The 14993-nt window shown below is 43.5% G+C and carries 13 protein-coding genes; 11 read left to right on the plus strand and 2 right to left on the minus strand.

Annotation, left to right across the window (positions count from 1 at the left end; all coding sequences use genetic code 11):
* Positions 1 to 90 precede the first annotated feature (90 nt).
* Positions 91 to 672: a YceI family protein gene (locus tag VFDL14_RS06020; RefSeq protein ID WP_032552462.1), complete on the minus strand. Its 582-nt coding sequence runs from the start codon at positions 670 to 672 to the stop codon at positions 91 to 93.
* 272 nt (positions 673 to 944) lie between these two features.
* On the opposite strand from VFDL14_RS06020, the gene yfcC reads away from it, so the two are divergent.
* The 7 genes from yfcC (at position 945) to VFDL14_RS05985 (ending at position 8478) form a co-directional block, all read left to right on the plus strand.
* Positions 945 to 2474: a putative basic amino acid antiporter YfcC gene (yfcC, locus tag VFDL14_RS06015; protein WP_050487458.1), complete on the plus strand. Its 1530-nt coding sequence runs from the start codon at positions 945 to 947 to the stop codon at positions 2472 to 2474.
* Between the two features lie 121 nt (positions 2475 to 2595).
* Positions 2596 to 3582 carry a succinylglutamate desuccinylase/aspartoacylase family protein gene (locus VFDL14_RS06010; protein WP_032552929.1) on the plus strand — a complete coding sequence of 329 codons (987 nt, stop codon included), beginning with the start codon at positions 2596 to 2598 and terminating at the stop codon, positions 3580 to 3582.
* A gap of 322 nt (positions 3583 to 3904) precedes the next feature.
* The gene (locus VFDL14_RS06005) at positions 3905 to 5065 is read left to right on the plus strand and encodes an alpha/beta hydrolase (protein WP_032552464.1); all 1161 of its coding nucleotides are present in this window, start codon (positions 3905 to 3907) and stop codon (positions 5063 to 5065) included.
* A gap of 38 nt (positions 5066 to 5103) precedes the next feature.
* Positions 5104 to 6009, plus strand: coding sequence for a helix-turn-helix domain-containing protein (locus VFDL14_RS06000; RefSeq protein WP_032552465.1), 906 nt, complete (start codon positions 5104 to 5106; stop codon positions 6007 to 6009).
* Positions 6010 to 6190: 181 nt separating this feature from the next.
* Positions 6191 to 6751 (plus strand): type II secretion system protein, encoded by a 561-nt coding sequence (locus VFDL14_RS05995; RefSeq protein ID WP_084181900.1) that lies wholly within the window; start codon positions 6191 to 6193, stop codon positions 6749 to 6751.
* 231 nt (positions 6752 to 6982) lie between these two features.
* Positions 6983 to 7744, plus strand: coding sequence for a hypothetical protein (locus VFDL14_RS05990; protein ID WP_032552466.1), 762 nt, complete (start codon positions 6983 to 6985; stop codon positions 7742 to 7744).
* 107 nt (positions 7745 to 7851) lie between these two features.
* On the plus strand, positions 7852 to 8478 hold the full coding sequence (locus VFDL14_RS05985) for a LysE family translocator (protein WP_032552467.1): 627 nt from the start codon (positions 7852 to 7854) through the stop codon (positions 8476 to 8478).
* Positions 8479 to 8542: 64 nt separating this feature from the next.
* Here the strand turns inward: VFDL14_RS05985 and VFDL14_RS05980 are convergent, their stop codons facing one another.
* A complete protein-coding gene (locus tag VFDL14_RS05980) occupies positions 8543 to 9916 on the minus strand; it encodes an MATE family efflux transporter (protein ID WP_032552468.1) in 1374 nt (457 codons plus the stop codon).
* 302 nt (positions 9917 to 10218) lie between these two features.
* Between VFDL14_RS05980 and VFDL14_RS05975 the strand changes: the two genes are divergently transcribed.
* From VFDL14_RS05975 to nirB, 4 genes are all read left to right on the plus strand, one after another.
* A complete protein-coding gene (locus VFDL14_RS05975; RefSeq protein ID WP_032552469.1) occupies positions 10219 to 10605 on the plus strand; it encodes a hypothetical protein in 387 nt (128 codons plus the stop codon).
* Between the two features lie 198 nt (positions 10606 to 10803).
* On the plus strand, positions 10804 to 11151 hold the full coding sequence (locus VFDL14_RS25125; protein ID WP_032552470.1) for a DUF6404 family protein: 348 nt from the start codon (positions 10804 to 10806) through the stop codon (positions 11149 to 11151).
* A 76-nt stretch (positions 11152 to 11227) separates the two neighbouring features.
* Positions 11228 to 12058 (plus strand): sugar nucleotide-binding protein, encoded by an 831-nt coding sequence (locus VFDL14_RS05965; RefSeq protein ID WP_032552471.1) that lies wholly within the window; start codon positions 11228 to 11230, stop codon positions 12056 to 12058.
* 365 nt (positions 12059 to 12423) lie between these two features.
* Complete coding sequence (gene nirB / locus VFDL14_RS05960; protein ID WP_032552472.1) at positions 12424 to 14982, plus strand: nitrite reductase large subunit NirB; 2559 nt, start codon at positions 12424 to 12426, stop codon at positions 14980 to 14982.
* Positions 14983 to 14993: the final 11 nt, after the last annotated feature.

Raw genomic sequence — 14993 nt, forward strand, 5'->3', positions numbered from 1 at the left:
GTGCATTTAGCTCCAAAAAACAGTAATCCTTATAGCGAGCCTCTAGGAACGGCTTGGAGTATGTGATTACCCAAGCCTTGAAGTTTAGAGTTAGCGTTTCTCTAACACTAGTGAAAAATTCACAGGTACGCTGGGTGACAGTGCGATGTTACCCACGGTATTTGACACACTGCTTAGGCTCTCTTCAGGTATACCGAAATCGAAACCTGAAATAACGGTTGGCTTGGCGGTAGACACCATTAAATGGCTTCCAGACTTGACGATGTTTACAGTAAAAATGAGCTCTTTTGACTGGCCGTAGAGTTCAACCGTCGCTGGAAGCATCTTCTGCATTGCGAGGTCTTCATTACCCATCAGTTGTTCAGGCACCGATGCAGTCACCTTGACTGATGGGAACTTCTCTTCATCAAAGAACATCGCTCTTAATCTTTCGTTTCGTATAGATACACCAGTATCTAGCATATTAAGTGGGATTGTGAGCTCCAAGACTCCTTTATCGTCGATTTTACCACTTATGCCCGATATGACAGCGGGTTCAACGACATACTGCTTCTTTATCGAAGCAAAGTTAACCGTAGAGAGCTGTTCGTTTACCTGGAAATGTCCTGATGCCAGTAACGGAAAACTGATGGTCATTAATCCTAGTGAGAGCAAGGTGATCATTTTATTCATGTTTGCTTCCTATTAATGAGATTATGTATGTACATAAATAGTATTGTCGAAAAAATGATCTTTGCATTTGATGTGAAAATTAAAGTGGTGTGATTGATTTGTTGTAGATATAGTTAATTGGTTGTTAATGCTTAAAATTTACTCAAAAATAGTAATTATTTTTTATTTATGATTAAAATATAGATTATTAATTCATTAAAATTGAAAATTTAGGTTGAAGTAACTTGTGCTTTTGTTGATAATTTATGCATATTTTTTGAATAATAATTTTTATGTCTCAAGCATCTTCTATCTCTTCTCTAGAGAAAACTAAATCATGGCAACTGCCAGATACACTGATCCTGATTTTCCTGATCGGTATTTTTGCCGCAGCAGCGACTTATTTCATTCCTGCTGGTACTTTTGAAAGCCAAGACGTCTCTTTCATTGTTGATGGTGCAGAAAAAACGCGCACCGTTATCGACCCTGCTTCTTTTAGCTACGCAACAGATGAAAACGGTGAGCTTGTCTACAACACGGTTGGCTTCTTCGCATCTGGTGGTGGTATTGGTCTAATGAACTTCCCATTTGAAGGTCTGGTATCAGGCTCGAAGTGGGGTAGCGCAATTGGCGTAATCATGTTCATGTTGATCATTGGTGGCTCGTTTGGCGTTGTTATTCGCACAGGCACCATTGATAACGGTATTCTTCACCTAATCAATAGAACTAAAGGCAGCGAAGCACTGTTTATCCCAGTGTTGTTTCTACTGTTTTCTTTAGGTGGTGCAGTCTTCGGTATGGGTGAAGAAGCGGTCGCATTTGCGATTATCATTGCCCCACTAATGGTACGACTTGGTTACGACAGTATTACTACCGTGATGGTAACTTACGTTGCGACTCAAATCGGATTTGCAACGTCTTGGATGAATCCATTCTCAGTAGCAATCGCGCAAGGTATCGCTGGCATTCCTGTACTATCTGGCATGACCTTCCGTATGGTGATGTGGGCATGCTTTACGGTTGTCGGTATTGGTTTCACCATGTTGTATGCATCACGAATTAAAGCGAACCCAGAATCATCATTTACCTTTGCAACTGACAAACATTTCCGCAAGCAAGAACAAGATGATCAACCTGTTGCGAAATGGTCTTTTGCTGATACGTTAGTCATGTTAACTGTTGCGGGCACTACTGGTTGGGTTATTTACGGTGTAGTGGTTCATGCTTGGTACATCCCAGAGATTGCTTCTCAGTTCTTCACTATGGGCTTTATCGTGGCAATCATCGGCGCTATTTTTCGTTTGAACGGCATGTCTCTTAATGACGCAGCAGATGCGTTTAAAGAGGGGGCAGGAATGATGCTAGCGCCTGCACTACTGGTAGGCTGTGCGAAAGGTGTCCTTCTAATTTTAGGTGGTGGTTCTGGTAGCGAAGCGAGCGTACTAAACTCGATTTTAAATAGCGCAGGCTCTTTCATTAGTGGTCTTCCAGACGTGATGGCAGCTTGGCTGATGTTTGTCTTCCAATCTGTATTTAACTTCTTCGTGACGTCAGGTTCTGGTCAAGCAGCACTAACCATGCCTCTGCTTTCTCCGTTGGCGGATATCGCAGGTGTAACTCGTCAAGTTGCAGTACTGGCGTTCCAACTGGGTGATGGCTTTACTAACATCATCGTACCGACGTCTGCTTCTCTAATGGCAACTTTGGGTGTATGTCGCATCGATTGGGGTGTATGGGTTAAGTTCTGTGGTCGCTTTATTGGCCTGCTGTTTGTATTAGCAAGCGTGGTCGTTATTGCAGCACACCTGATGGGCTTTGCTTAATCTCTGAAAAGTAATTCGCGATCGCGAATTAATTGACCGACTTATATTACACTACGACCAAAGGCGAGCTGAGACTCGCCTTTGTTGTTTATTAAATCTATTGGAAATCGATATGTCAGAAATGGCGACACATAATCAAACGCAAGTTATTGAATACCTTCACTCACTGAATGTGGATGATCTCCCGTCGGGTGATCACACGTTAAGCTTTGCTGTAGCGACCAATGCTATCGGGCAATGGCAACAGTTACCTGTTCGAGTTTTTAAAGGACGCAATGAGGGCAAGAAAGTCGTGATTACTGCTGGTGTTCATGGCGATGAGCAGAACGGTATCATGACAGCAATGAAAGTTGCACAAAGACTCGTTGAGCAGGATATCGCGGGTTGCGTCACTATTGTTCCAACGATTAACGTGAGCGGTATTTTAAATCACAGTCGCAATTTCTTCCCTGTCGATCCTGATACATCGCCGTCAAACCTCAATCGTTTCTTCCCTGGTAATGTTGAGGGGAATGAAGTTGAGCGCTATCTAGGAACGCTATGGAACAACCTATTGTTGCCAAACGCTGATATTGCGATCGACCTGCACACGCAAACCTCAGGGACGTGCTATCCACTCTATATTTTCGCAGATTACAGAGTTGAAAAAGCAAAACAGATGGCGGCTCTTATGAACGCTGATGTGGTCTTGAACGATCCGGGTGAGAAAGGGGTGTTGGAAACGGCTTGGAACACACACGGTGTGCCTAGTATTACGGTGGAAGTAGGCTCTGGTCGTTATTTTGAACGTGAACTGGTGGAACGTGCAACTCAAGGGGTTATGAACATCCTAATAGTGGAAGGCGTCATTGAAGGTGAAGTGTCTAAACTGAACAGCCCACTAGAAGGCGATAAGATCATAAGTATTAAAGCAAAGCAGGGCGGTTTTGTAGAGCCACAGGTTTCGTTGATGCAGAAAGTGGAAAAGAACGATTTGCTTGCAATCCAATACGATTCACTTGGCAAGGAGTTACTGAGATACACAGCGCCTGAATCTGGTACTGTCATTAGCCACAACCTTGAAACGCTTCGTGCTCCAGGTTCGTTGATTGTCCGTCTAATCAAATAACGCAAAATGAATCAACTGGGCAAAGAACCTCTTTGCCCACTCTCGCTTCTATGCCTCTCACCGGTTAGAAACTGCATATACCTAATCTTCCTTAGTGATCGACTTATACATTTTCCAGATCTCCAGATTATAGATAAGCTTTGAAATAACTATCTAATATTCAATATCTTGGCGTGTATTTTTTATTAATGAAGTAACGCTATTTTTTTAGATTTGTATAAGTAGTGAGCGCAAGGGTTCCTTAAAATAGTGATATCCATGAATTGGCCAGTAGAACGTATCACTGCTTAGTCAATAGAATTCTAAGATGTTGAGGAGCCCCATGAAGATCATCAAGCCACTAGTCGCCATCTCTCTAGCCGCGTTAGTTTTAATGGGGTGCTCCAGCGTCAATGAAACTCATCAGCCTCTTCATACATCTAGCGAGTATTACGATTATATTCAGCCCTCGTTTGAACAATATGTGGATACGACGAGCGAGTGGTTGTCAGAAAATCGCGCTTTCATTGCTGAAGACCATAGCAAAGAGCTGTCAATGAACGTCCCATACAGCAAAGGCGACCCGACTTCAGATAAGGCGATTCTTTTGGTTCACGGCCTTGGCGATTCACCATTCAGCTTTAGTGATATATCGACATCTTTGGTAGAGCAGGGCTTTTATGTACAAGTCGTACTGTTACCGGGTCACGGAAGCAACCCTGAACACATGAAGTTGGTTCGGTACCAAGACTGGCAAACTTTAGTTGACCATTATGCGAATCTGCTTAAACAAGAACATGCTCAAGTTTGGCTCGGCGGCTTCTCGACAGGAGGAAACCTTGTCTCTATTCATGCGATGGATAATGACGGAGTAGATGGGCTGATGCTGTTCTCTCCCGGGTTCCAAACAGTCACGCCATTTCTAGAAAAATTCACTCCCTTTGTCGCTCTGTTTACTGATGGCTGGAACGCTGAGGAGAATAATTTTGCGAGATACAGCTCTGCGCCGATTAATAGTGCTTTAGCCTATTCTGAGAGTGCACAAGTGTTCCGTGACAAAATTGAAGTCAGAGAGTTAGATATCCCAACTTTGTTAGTAACTGCAGAAGCGGATAGTGTGATTGATTCGCAAGCTCTGTACGATTACTTCGAGAACCACTTTACCCATCCCAATAGCAAGTTGGTGTGGTATGGGGAACAAAAGCAATCTGACGAGTTAGGTAAGACTCAAGTCTACTCAATGCATCGTGATGATCTTAGAATAAGCACAGCGTCACACATGAGCCCACTGTTCGCCCCAGAAAACAGCTACTACGGTGAGAAGGGCGAAAAGATTATTTGTGAGAATAGTTTTAGCAAATCAGATACCGAAGCATGTGAGAATGGTGAGCCGACATGGTTCTCTGCTTGGGGTTATACTGAAAAAGGGCGCATCCATGCTCGCTTAACATGGAACCCATATTACGCAGAATTAGAGTCTACAATGAGAGCCGTTGTTCAGTAACGCTTGTAACGATTAAGTAAAGCGTCTGGAGAGTGATTATGACCAACAAAGTACAGATAAATACCATCTCTGAGTTACACCAGTTTTTAGGGCTACCGAAACCGACACACCCTCTGGTGACATTGATTGATCAATCTAAGATCACGCGAGAGTTCAACGAACATCTGACTCTAGGGTTCGGTCTGTACTTTATTTCACTCAAGGATGGCGCCAACTGCAGCATTGGTTACGGGCAGACAACCTACGATTTTGATACTGGTACTATGACATTCTTCGCTCCTGAACAAGAAGTGAGTATTGCTCCTAGCGAACATGTTGAGGATTCAATCGGTTGGACGTTGGCTTTTCACCCACAGTTGATTGCTAAGTCGGATCTTTATGGAAAAATGCTCGACTACACCTTCTTTGAGTACGAGAGTAACGAAGCGCTGCACTTGTCAGAGCGCGAAAGAACCATGGTGACAGATATCGCGCTCAATATTGGCAACGAAACAGAAGCTAATATCGACAAGCATACTCAGTCATTAATTTGCTCCAACATTGAGCTACTTCTTAGATACTGTAACCGTTTTTATGATCGCCAGTTTATTGTGCGTGCAGACTTGAACCATGACCATATTCACCGTTTGAGCAAATTACTCGCCGATTACTATCAAGGCGATAGACCTTTCGAGCTTGGTATTCCTACGGTTCAATACTGTGGTAAAGAGCTTGGGCTTTCTCCGTATTATTTAAGCGATCTGTTAAAGAAAGAGACCGGCAAAAACGCGCTAGAGCATATCCATTTGTTTGTTATAGAGCGTGCTAAGACTTTGATGGCTGAGACAGAGCACAGTATCACTCAAATCGGCTATGAATTGGGTTTTGAGTATCCTCAACATTTCTCCAAGCTTTTTAAAGCAAAAACTGGTGTGAGCCCACGAGAATTTCGCAGTTCTATTTAATTTAAACTGCACAAAACTGAGTGCGGTTAAGTAATACGCAACAGCTTCCTAGGTTTCTTCATTTCAAGACTGCGGTCAAATTGCGATTGACGACTTATGTCTTCCTCGGTAATGACAGTGTATAGTTTTAGAATATTCATTCAGGTTTTTTATTGAACTTGCTGTTATTGGTAAGGGTGTTATGAAGAAAAATGGATTTACTCTCATAGAGTTGATTGTCGTTGTGATCATACTCGGCATCCTCGCTGTGACAGCTGCACCAAGGTTTTTGGGAATCCAAGAATCAGCGCGAGAAGCCGTGTTAGAAGGCGTTGCAAGTGCAATGGACAGTGTGAATGCTCAAGTTGTATCGAAAGCCATTATTCAAGGGCTTGACCCTAGCGCAGAGAATCCAAGTGATCAAAGCAACTACGTGATTGATTTTGGTATCGGTAGTGTTGAAGTCGATTGGGGCACCTTATGTCCAGAAAGCCGAGGCGAGTCGGGCGATAAACTTAACATGCTCGATTTCCTAACATTATCTGACGATGAAAGTTTGACGTCGGAATTTGGTAACCGACACACAGTGATTGGTTATACCCATTCATTCACGCAAGCACAGCTTGATAGTACCAACATTCCTGATGCAGACCTCCCTTCAGGTTGCTATGTTATTTACGACTCTTTTGGTCGTTCGGATGGTAGCAAGTGTCCAGTAGGTGGTTGTGAGTGTACAGTTCGTGTTGTTAATGACGAATGCTAAGTAGAACTTCTTTTTGAATGATATCGCGCGTTGCTCTTTTGGTTGCAACGCGCTTTTTGTTTTCACGGTGTTGATCTTCCAATTTGCTCCCTTTAAACCTCAATCCGTACAATGACTTGGTCAAGTTTTCCCATACAAATGGTTATCCTATACACAGAATTTATAAATTAGGCTTATTCCATCGTTTGATTTTCGTTAGGTTGATGTGACTCAACAAGCGAGAAAAGAATTATGGATAGACCTAAATTATTATTAGAGCGCCTAAACCAGATAGGTGTATCGTTAGAAGGGACAGGTAAAGCACACGCTTTGCTTGGGCTCGGCTCCGTAGGCTTAGAGCTAGAGCGATTGGATGAGTATTCTGACATTGACTTCTTTGCGATTGTCCAAAAAGGCCATAAACAAGCGTTTCTAGACAGTCTTGCTTGGTTATCGGATATAAAGCCGATTGATTACGCGGTAAGAAATACGGTTGATGGCTACAAAGTACTGTACAGCGATGGTGTTTTCTGTGAATTCGCTGTGTTTGAGCCGGAAGAGTTAGCGGGTATTCCTTTTTCAGAAGGCCGCATCGTTTGGCAACAATCTGATTTTAATACCGATTTCTGTGTTCCACCAAAGCAAGAGCAGAATCAAGATAACGATTTAGAGTGGATCATTGGGGAGGCGATGACCAACCTTTATGTTGGAATGTGTCGTTATAATCGAGGTGAGAAGCTGTCTGGTATGCGTTTTGTCCAGTCCTTTGCTCTTGATCGTTTAATTGAGTTGGCAGAGCGAATCGAACAACCTAATCCAGCGCTAGTGGATGTGTTTATGGCGGATAGAAGATTAGAAGTTCGTTTTCCAGAGTTTTCCAAGATGCTCCCCTCATTTACTCAAGGCTATGAGTTTACGCCGGAGTCTGCAGTCGCACAGTTGGAGTTCTTGAATGCGCACTTTAGTGTTAATCAAGCGATGCGAACTAGAATCCTTGAGCTGTGTAATCAATGATTAATTACCTGTGTCAATGAGTGGGTCGATGTTTAATCTTTACTCAATAGTAAACTCCGTGTTAGCTTCGAAGTTCTTCAAGCACATGTGTAAAGGAGGAGCAGAGGATGTCATTTGAAAGTGCGGTTACATTTTTTATAGCCATGTTTGTATTCGGCATTACACCAGGGCCGGGCGTGTTTGCCATATTGGCACGCGGTATGGTTCACGGTTGGAAAAAATGCATCACTCTTTCGTTAGGAATGACATGCAGTGATATGATTTATCTCGTGCTTGCCTGTTTTGGTTTAGCGACAGTTGCAGAAAATTGGTCATTCGCCTTCGAAGTGATTCGTTACGTTGGTGCTGCTTACTTGATTTACCTTGGGTACAAGATGTTCAGAAGCCTGCCTGAAGTGCAGGGATCGGCAGAGCAAGTTGCTAAGCAAAGCCAAAAGTCAGCACTGGCAAGTTTTGCGCAAGGCTTTTTAATTTCTGCGTCAAACCCGAAAGTGATTCTTTTTTACATTTCGTTCTTGCCAACGTTCATCGATCTTACTGTACTACGTTCACAAGATATCGTACTAGTTGCTATGTTAGCGTTTGTCGCTCTAATGACGGGCTTGTTGCTGATTGCGATGGGGGCAGGTCGAATGGTGACATTGTTGAAAACGCCTCGTGCTCACAAAAGGTTAAACCAGAGCGCTGGTGGTATCATGATTGCCGCAGGCTCCTATTTAGCAATTAACCGATAGTTGCGTTAAAACTTAATAAAAAAGGCGATCCAATGGATCGCCTTTTTTCTGGTCTTCTTGTAGCTTATGCGGCGCTGAATGCTTCTATATCACGGTGTTTAATTACGTAACGCAATCTAAGCAGCATCAAGCCAGCAGCGACGGTTAACCCTGTTAAGATGCCTACCCAAAAGCCTGTCTCACCCATAGCCGGAACCACATAGTCGGTGAGGCCGAGTACCATACCCATCGGCAATGCCAAGCCCCAGTAAGATGCAATCGCTAGAAACATTGGGGTTTTAGTGTCTTTGTATCCACGTAGAGCACCATTCGCCGATGTTTGCAGCGCGTCACTAAATTGGTACATGGCGGTAAAAACAAGCAGTGTGGCTGCTGTAGCACTTATGGTTGGGTCCGTCGTGTACAGTCGAATGATCCAATCAGGAAACAGTAAGAAAGTCGCAACTGATAGCAGTGAAATCATTGCCGCTACTAAAATGCCGATTTTACTGCGCTCAATCGCACTGAGTTCGTTCTTCTCACCTAGGGCATGACCAACGCGAATGGTAATGCCAAATGAGATGCTCATTGGAATTACGTAGGTCATGCTCGAAATATTCAGTGCAATTTGTGCAGCAGCAACGTTTTCGGCACCAATACGACCAATCATAAGCGCAATAACCGCAAAAATACTGCCACACACGGCAATGTTCATACCGATAGGTAAGCCAAGCTTTAGCAAGTGAAACATCTCTTTAGCTTTAGGTGCTGCGTCAGAGAAGTTAATAATCGTCTTGTAATGATGATGTGTGCGGATGTATGAATAAAGCATGCCCGACATCATCCAGTACACCAAACTCGTCGCCCAACCACAACCAACAGCGCCCATTTCTGGGAAACCAAACTTACCGTAAATCAGAACGTAGTTAACCGGGATATTCACCAATAAGCCAATGACGGAGATGATCATCGGTACCTTAGTGTTGTTCATGCCTTCACAGAAGCCATTCAAGGTGTAGAACAGAGCAATGCCCGGTACACCAAAGGCCAGTGCGAACGCATAGTCACTACCAATTGGGATGATCTCTGAAGCAACACCAATCCACTCCAAAATAGGTTTGGCGCTAACAAGGTAGGCAATCAGTATGACGCTAGCGATCAGCGCTAGCCAAACCATCTGGAAGAACTCGACAGAGACACTTCGAAAGTCTCTCGCGCCTCTGTGGTACGCCACCACCGGCGTTAACGCCATGATAATACCGCGCAATAACAGCAGTACAGGGATCCAAAGGCTGGTTCCCAAGGCAATGGCAGCAAGATCTGCAGGGCTCACCTGGCCGGCCATGGTGGTATCCACAAAGCCCATCGCTTGTGTTGCAATTTGAGTCAGAATGATTGGAATCGAAAGCTGCATAAGAGCACCCGATTCGCGAGTAAAAGGACGTAGTTTGTTCAACATGAGTGTAAGAAACACCAATATAAATGCACCAATGATGGCAGGATGGCGGATGTGCATTTTAGGGTGTGCCCGTTAGGCGGCGTCAATATAAACACCTTACCGTACACGGTCAAGTGTTGGGTTTATGGTCCCATTTTTAGCATTCGTTAAGTAAATCACCTATTGCGTAACATAGACTTCTACTATGGAAAAACTAGCAGTTGTACAATTGATGGCGTATCTAATATTTAGGAAGTAGCACGCTTAGTGTGTTGTTTTTTATGATAATAAACACTGATGACGTACGATTTGAGGAATGTTGAATGGAGAACATCATTGATGAATTGGTCGCTCAGGGCTATGAAGTATCTGGGGGAGATTCAGGTATAAAAGTTAAGATTAGTGCAATTACTGGCAAAGCGACTATCCGTAAAAATGCTTATTCAAATCGATTCGTCGTATCAAGCCACTCCTGGGTTCAACTTGCCGGATTATCTTTGACATTTTTTTCTATCTTGTTGTCTTTGCTCAGTTTCTGGGGAGAATCGACGCTAAGCGGTACACTGTTGTATATTGTTTCAATAGGTATCCCGTTGGTGTTTTCAGGTTTAGTGTCAGTGATCGTTGCTGAGATCCAGCTGCAACCTGTACGACAAATCGTACGAATGGCCAATATGAGGCTATCAGACCACTTACAGAATAATAGTTAGTGAATCATTTTAATTAGTAACGTTCCTAATGCCGATTCTCTTCGCAGATTTGGTTATCCCATCTTAAGTGTCAATCCCGCTCTAAATGCTAAAAAGCTGCAACCGTGAACTTATTTCGACGATAAAAGTTTGAAGAGCCTCGAAATGCGCGTTGGTTTAGTCTGATAATCTCCTCGATTTGACTGAGGGACAGCACTAATGATTGATCGGGAAAAGCTAGCAAGAGCTGACACTTATTTACATTCTGTCGGGTTGTCACGTAATACAGACAAAACAATTTTATACCGATTTTTAAGAAGCAGAGGCATCGCGTTGAAGCCCGTTTATTGGGAATCTTTTCACAAAAACGTGGTTTTGAAATTCACTGAATTCTTCATTGTGTATCTTGTTATTACTTATCTCTTTAGTTTGGCTGAGGAGGAGGCGAGATTTATTGATACGTTCTTTAGTGCCGTTTTCGTCAGTTCAGTATTCTCCTTTGTTTTGAGTCTCTATTATCATTTTCAATCTAGAAGAAGTGGCCTGAAAGATTGGAACAATATATAGATAGTATCCTTGATAGACTAGGCGCGTAGTCCCATTGAATGACAGATCACGATACCCACTAATACACAAGGCAACGATGAAAGTACTGATATCAGGTTCCAACGGGTATGTCGGCCGTCACGTGACGAGCTTGTTTAAGGAAACTAGGGCTGAGGTGTATCTCTATGATAGAGGGCGAAGCGCAATTATCTGTCCTGAAGGCATGTATGAGAGATACTCGAAATTTGAAGATTACTTTGATGTTGTGATTAATTGCGCGAGGCCTCATTGGTCAGAATATTCGCCATCAGAAATAGCCAATATCGAGTCCAAATTACTATTAAAGCTAGATAGCTTGGCAAAAGTAGGGGCGATAAAAATCCATACATCGGGCGTATGGCTATTTGGCAAAGCAAACTACGATGAGTTAAGAGGGTTTAAACTGAAACCTCTTTCTGTGGTTGAGCCAGATGTAACAACGATTGAGCGAGCACTAAGGTATAAATGGCATGTCGTTTATTGCCCGAGTTTGGTTTATGGCGGTGAAAACTGTCAGTTGATGAGGATTATTGAAACGTTAGATGGATCTCTATCAGTGGCGATGCCAACACAAGGGCATAACCAATATATACATGTCGAAGATATCGCGCACTTCTATTTATCTTTAGTACAAAACCAACCGGATAACAGGCAGCATTTTATCGCAGAGAAAGAAGGTTACACTCCCGCAGATTTTGGCCGTCTACTTTTACAGGCTAGCTTGATTAAAAAGATAAACAGTATGGATTGGATGGAATTTGAATCTCGGTTTGGTTCTTCTGCGGTTGAGATAGAAAGGTTGAACCTTGATCTACCAGTGAGTCCAATGTTCAAATCAACCTCAACTTTGCGTCATTACATAGAAAACTCTTTTAACAAACACCTGTAGTAAGCTCTGTTGAAGAACCTTTCATATTGGCAAACACTTTGTCACGTAACTCGATAAATTTTAAAACAATATGTCATCATTTAGCGCCCAAATGAAAATGATTGTCATTTAATTTCTTTTTGAGTTACTCTATGTGAAATTTTACTACAGAGTGATATGCTTACAGTTGAGCATTGAAATGGCATTTAACCATAGATAAAGTCAGGTTATACGTTTGCTCTGGTCTATTTTTAATCGGTTATACCTCTTTTGTTCTACCCCTTTCGGGTAGTTCATTTTCGTAATTGATTTACATCATATTTTCATTTTCTTTCATAATTCATTATTCGCTCAGTTAAGAAAATTATAACCTTTCAGGAACTCTTATGAGCAAGATGAAGCTAGTCGTAATCGGTAACGGGATGGTAGGCCATCGCTATATCGAAGATTTAGTCGAGAAGACAGACGTAGCCAACATGGACATTACGGTGTTCTGTGAAGAGCCACGTGTTGCGTATGACCGCGTACACCTTTCTTCTTACTTTTCACACCACACAGCAGACGAACTTTCTTTAGTTAAAGAGGGCTTCTACGAGAAACATGGTATCAACATGTTGATCGGCGAACGCGCTATCACAGTAAACCGTGAAAAGAAGATTGTTTACTCGAGCTCTGGTCGTGAAATTCAATACGACAAGCTAATCATGGCGACGGGTTCTTTCCCATTCGTTCCACCTATTAAAGGCCGCGAGAGCAAAGACTGCTTTGTGTACCGTACTATCGAAGATCTTAAAGCGATCGAAGCGTGTGCGAAGAAGAGCAAAGTCGGTGTTGTAATCGGTGGTGGTCTTCTAGGCCTTGAAGCAGCTGGTGCTCTAAAAGCACTGGGTGTAGAGACTCATGTGGTTGAGTTTGCTCCTAAGCTAATGGCTGAGCAACTGGACCAAGCGGGTGGTAACCAACTTCGTCAAAAAATCGAAAGCATGGGTGTGAAAGTCCACACCAGCAAAAACACGCTTGAAATTGCTCCTGAAGGTAAAGAAGCACGTAACGTTATGCGTTTTGCAGACGGTACAGAGCTAGAAACTGACTTTATCGTATTTTCTGCGGGTATTCGCCCTCAAGATAAACTTGCTCGAGACATGAAGCTAGACGTTGCTCCACGCGGCGGTATCGCTATCAACGATTTCTGTCAGACTTCTGATGACAGCATCTACGCTATCGGTGAATGTGCGTCTTGGAACGAAACTTTCTACGGTCTAGTTGCGCCAGGTTACAAGATGGCGACGGTAGCGGTTGACCATATCGTTGGTAACGACAGCAAGTTTGAAGGTGCAGACATGTCTGCGAAGCTTAAGCTTTTGGGCGTGAAAGTAGGTTCAATCGGTGATGCTAACGGCCGTACTCCTGGTTGTAAGAGCTACGTTTACCAAAACGAAGAGCAAGAAGTTTACAAACGTCTAATCGTATCTGAAGACAACAAGAAACTGCTTGGTGCAGTAATGGTTGGTGATACGTCTGATTACGGCGATCTTCTACAGCTTATGCTGAACGAAATCGACCTACCAGAGCACCCAGATGCGCTAATCCTACCTGCTCACGCTGGTGCAGAGAAGCCAACACTAGGCGCGGACGCACTGCCTGAGTCTGCAGTTATCTGTTCTTGTTTTGATGTTACAAAAGGCAAGATTGCAGAAGCGGTTGCTCAAGGTCACCACACCATTGGTGATATCAAAGCAGTAACGGGTGCTGGTACTGGTTGTGGTGGTTGTATCCCTCTAGTGACTTCAGTTCTAAACGCTGAGCTTGAAAAAGCGGGTGTTGAAGTGAAAGACGACGTATGTGAGCACTTCGCTTACTCTCGTCAGGAGCTATTCCACCTAGTACGCATCGGTGAAATCAAGTCGTTTGAAGAGCTACTTGAGAAGCACGGTACGGGTTACGGTTGTGAAGTATGTAAGCCACTTGCTGGTTCTATCCTCGCTTCAAACTGGGGTGACCACATCCTTAAGCCGTCTCTAGTTAAGTTACACGATACCAACGATAACTTCCTAGGTAACATCCAAAAAGATGGTACTTACTCTGTTATCCCACGTATGGCAGGTGGTGAAGTGACGCCAGCAGCCCTAGCAGCATTGGCTAACGTTGCAGCTGAGTACAACCTATACACGAAAGTGACAGGTGCTCAACGTATCGGTCTTTTCGGCGCTCAGAAAGATGATCTTCCAACAATCTGGAAGAAACTAATCGAAGCGGGTTACGAGACTGGTCAAGCGTACGGTAAGTCACTGCGTATGGCTAAGACATGTGTCGGTTCTACCTGGTGTCGTTACGGTGTTCAAGATTCTGTTGGTCTTGGTGTAATGATTGAGAACCGTTACAAAGGCATCCGTACTCCTCATAAGATGAAGTTCGGTGTATCTGGCTGTACTCGTGAGTGTGCGGAAGCACAAGGTAAAGACCTTGGTATTATCGCGACAGATGCTGGTTGGAACATGTACGTATGTGGTAACGGTGGTATGAAACCTCGTCATGCAACACTACTAGCAGGAGACCTAGACCAAGAGACACTAATCAAGTACATCGACCGTTTCATGATGTTCTACATTCGTACTGCTGCGCCACTACAACGCACTTCAGTATGGTTTGAGAACCTAGAAGGTGGCATCGACTACCTACGTGAAGTCATCATGGAAGACAAACTAGGCATCAATGATCAACTAGAAGCTGATATTGCTGGCCTAATTGAAAACTTCAGCTGTGAATGGACTGACACTATCAACGACGAAACACAATTGAAGCGTTTCTCTCACTTCATTAACTCTGATGAGCGTGATGACAACGTAATGTTTGTAACTGATGGTCGTGAGCAACACCGTCCAGCGACATTTACTGAAAAACACCCAGAAGCGAAGGGCGACATCCTTCACGTAGCGGCAGAGTAATAGGGGAACGA

The organism is Vibrio fortis (genome assembly GCF_000695685.1).
Lineage (GTDB): Bacteria > Pseudomonadota > Gammaproteobacteria > Enterobacterales > Vibrionaceae > Vibrio > Vibrio fortis_A.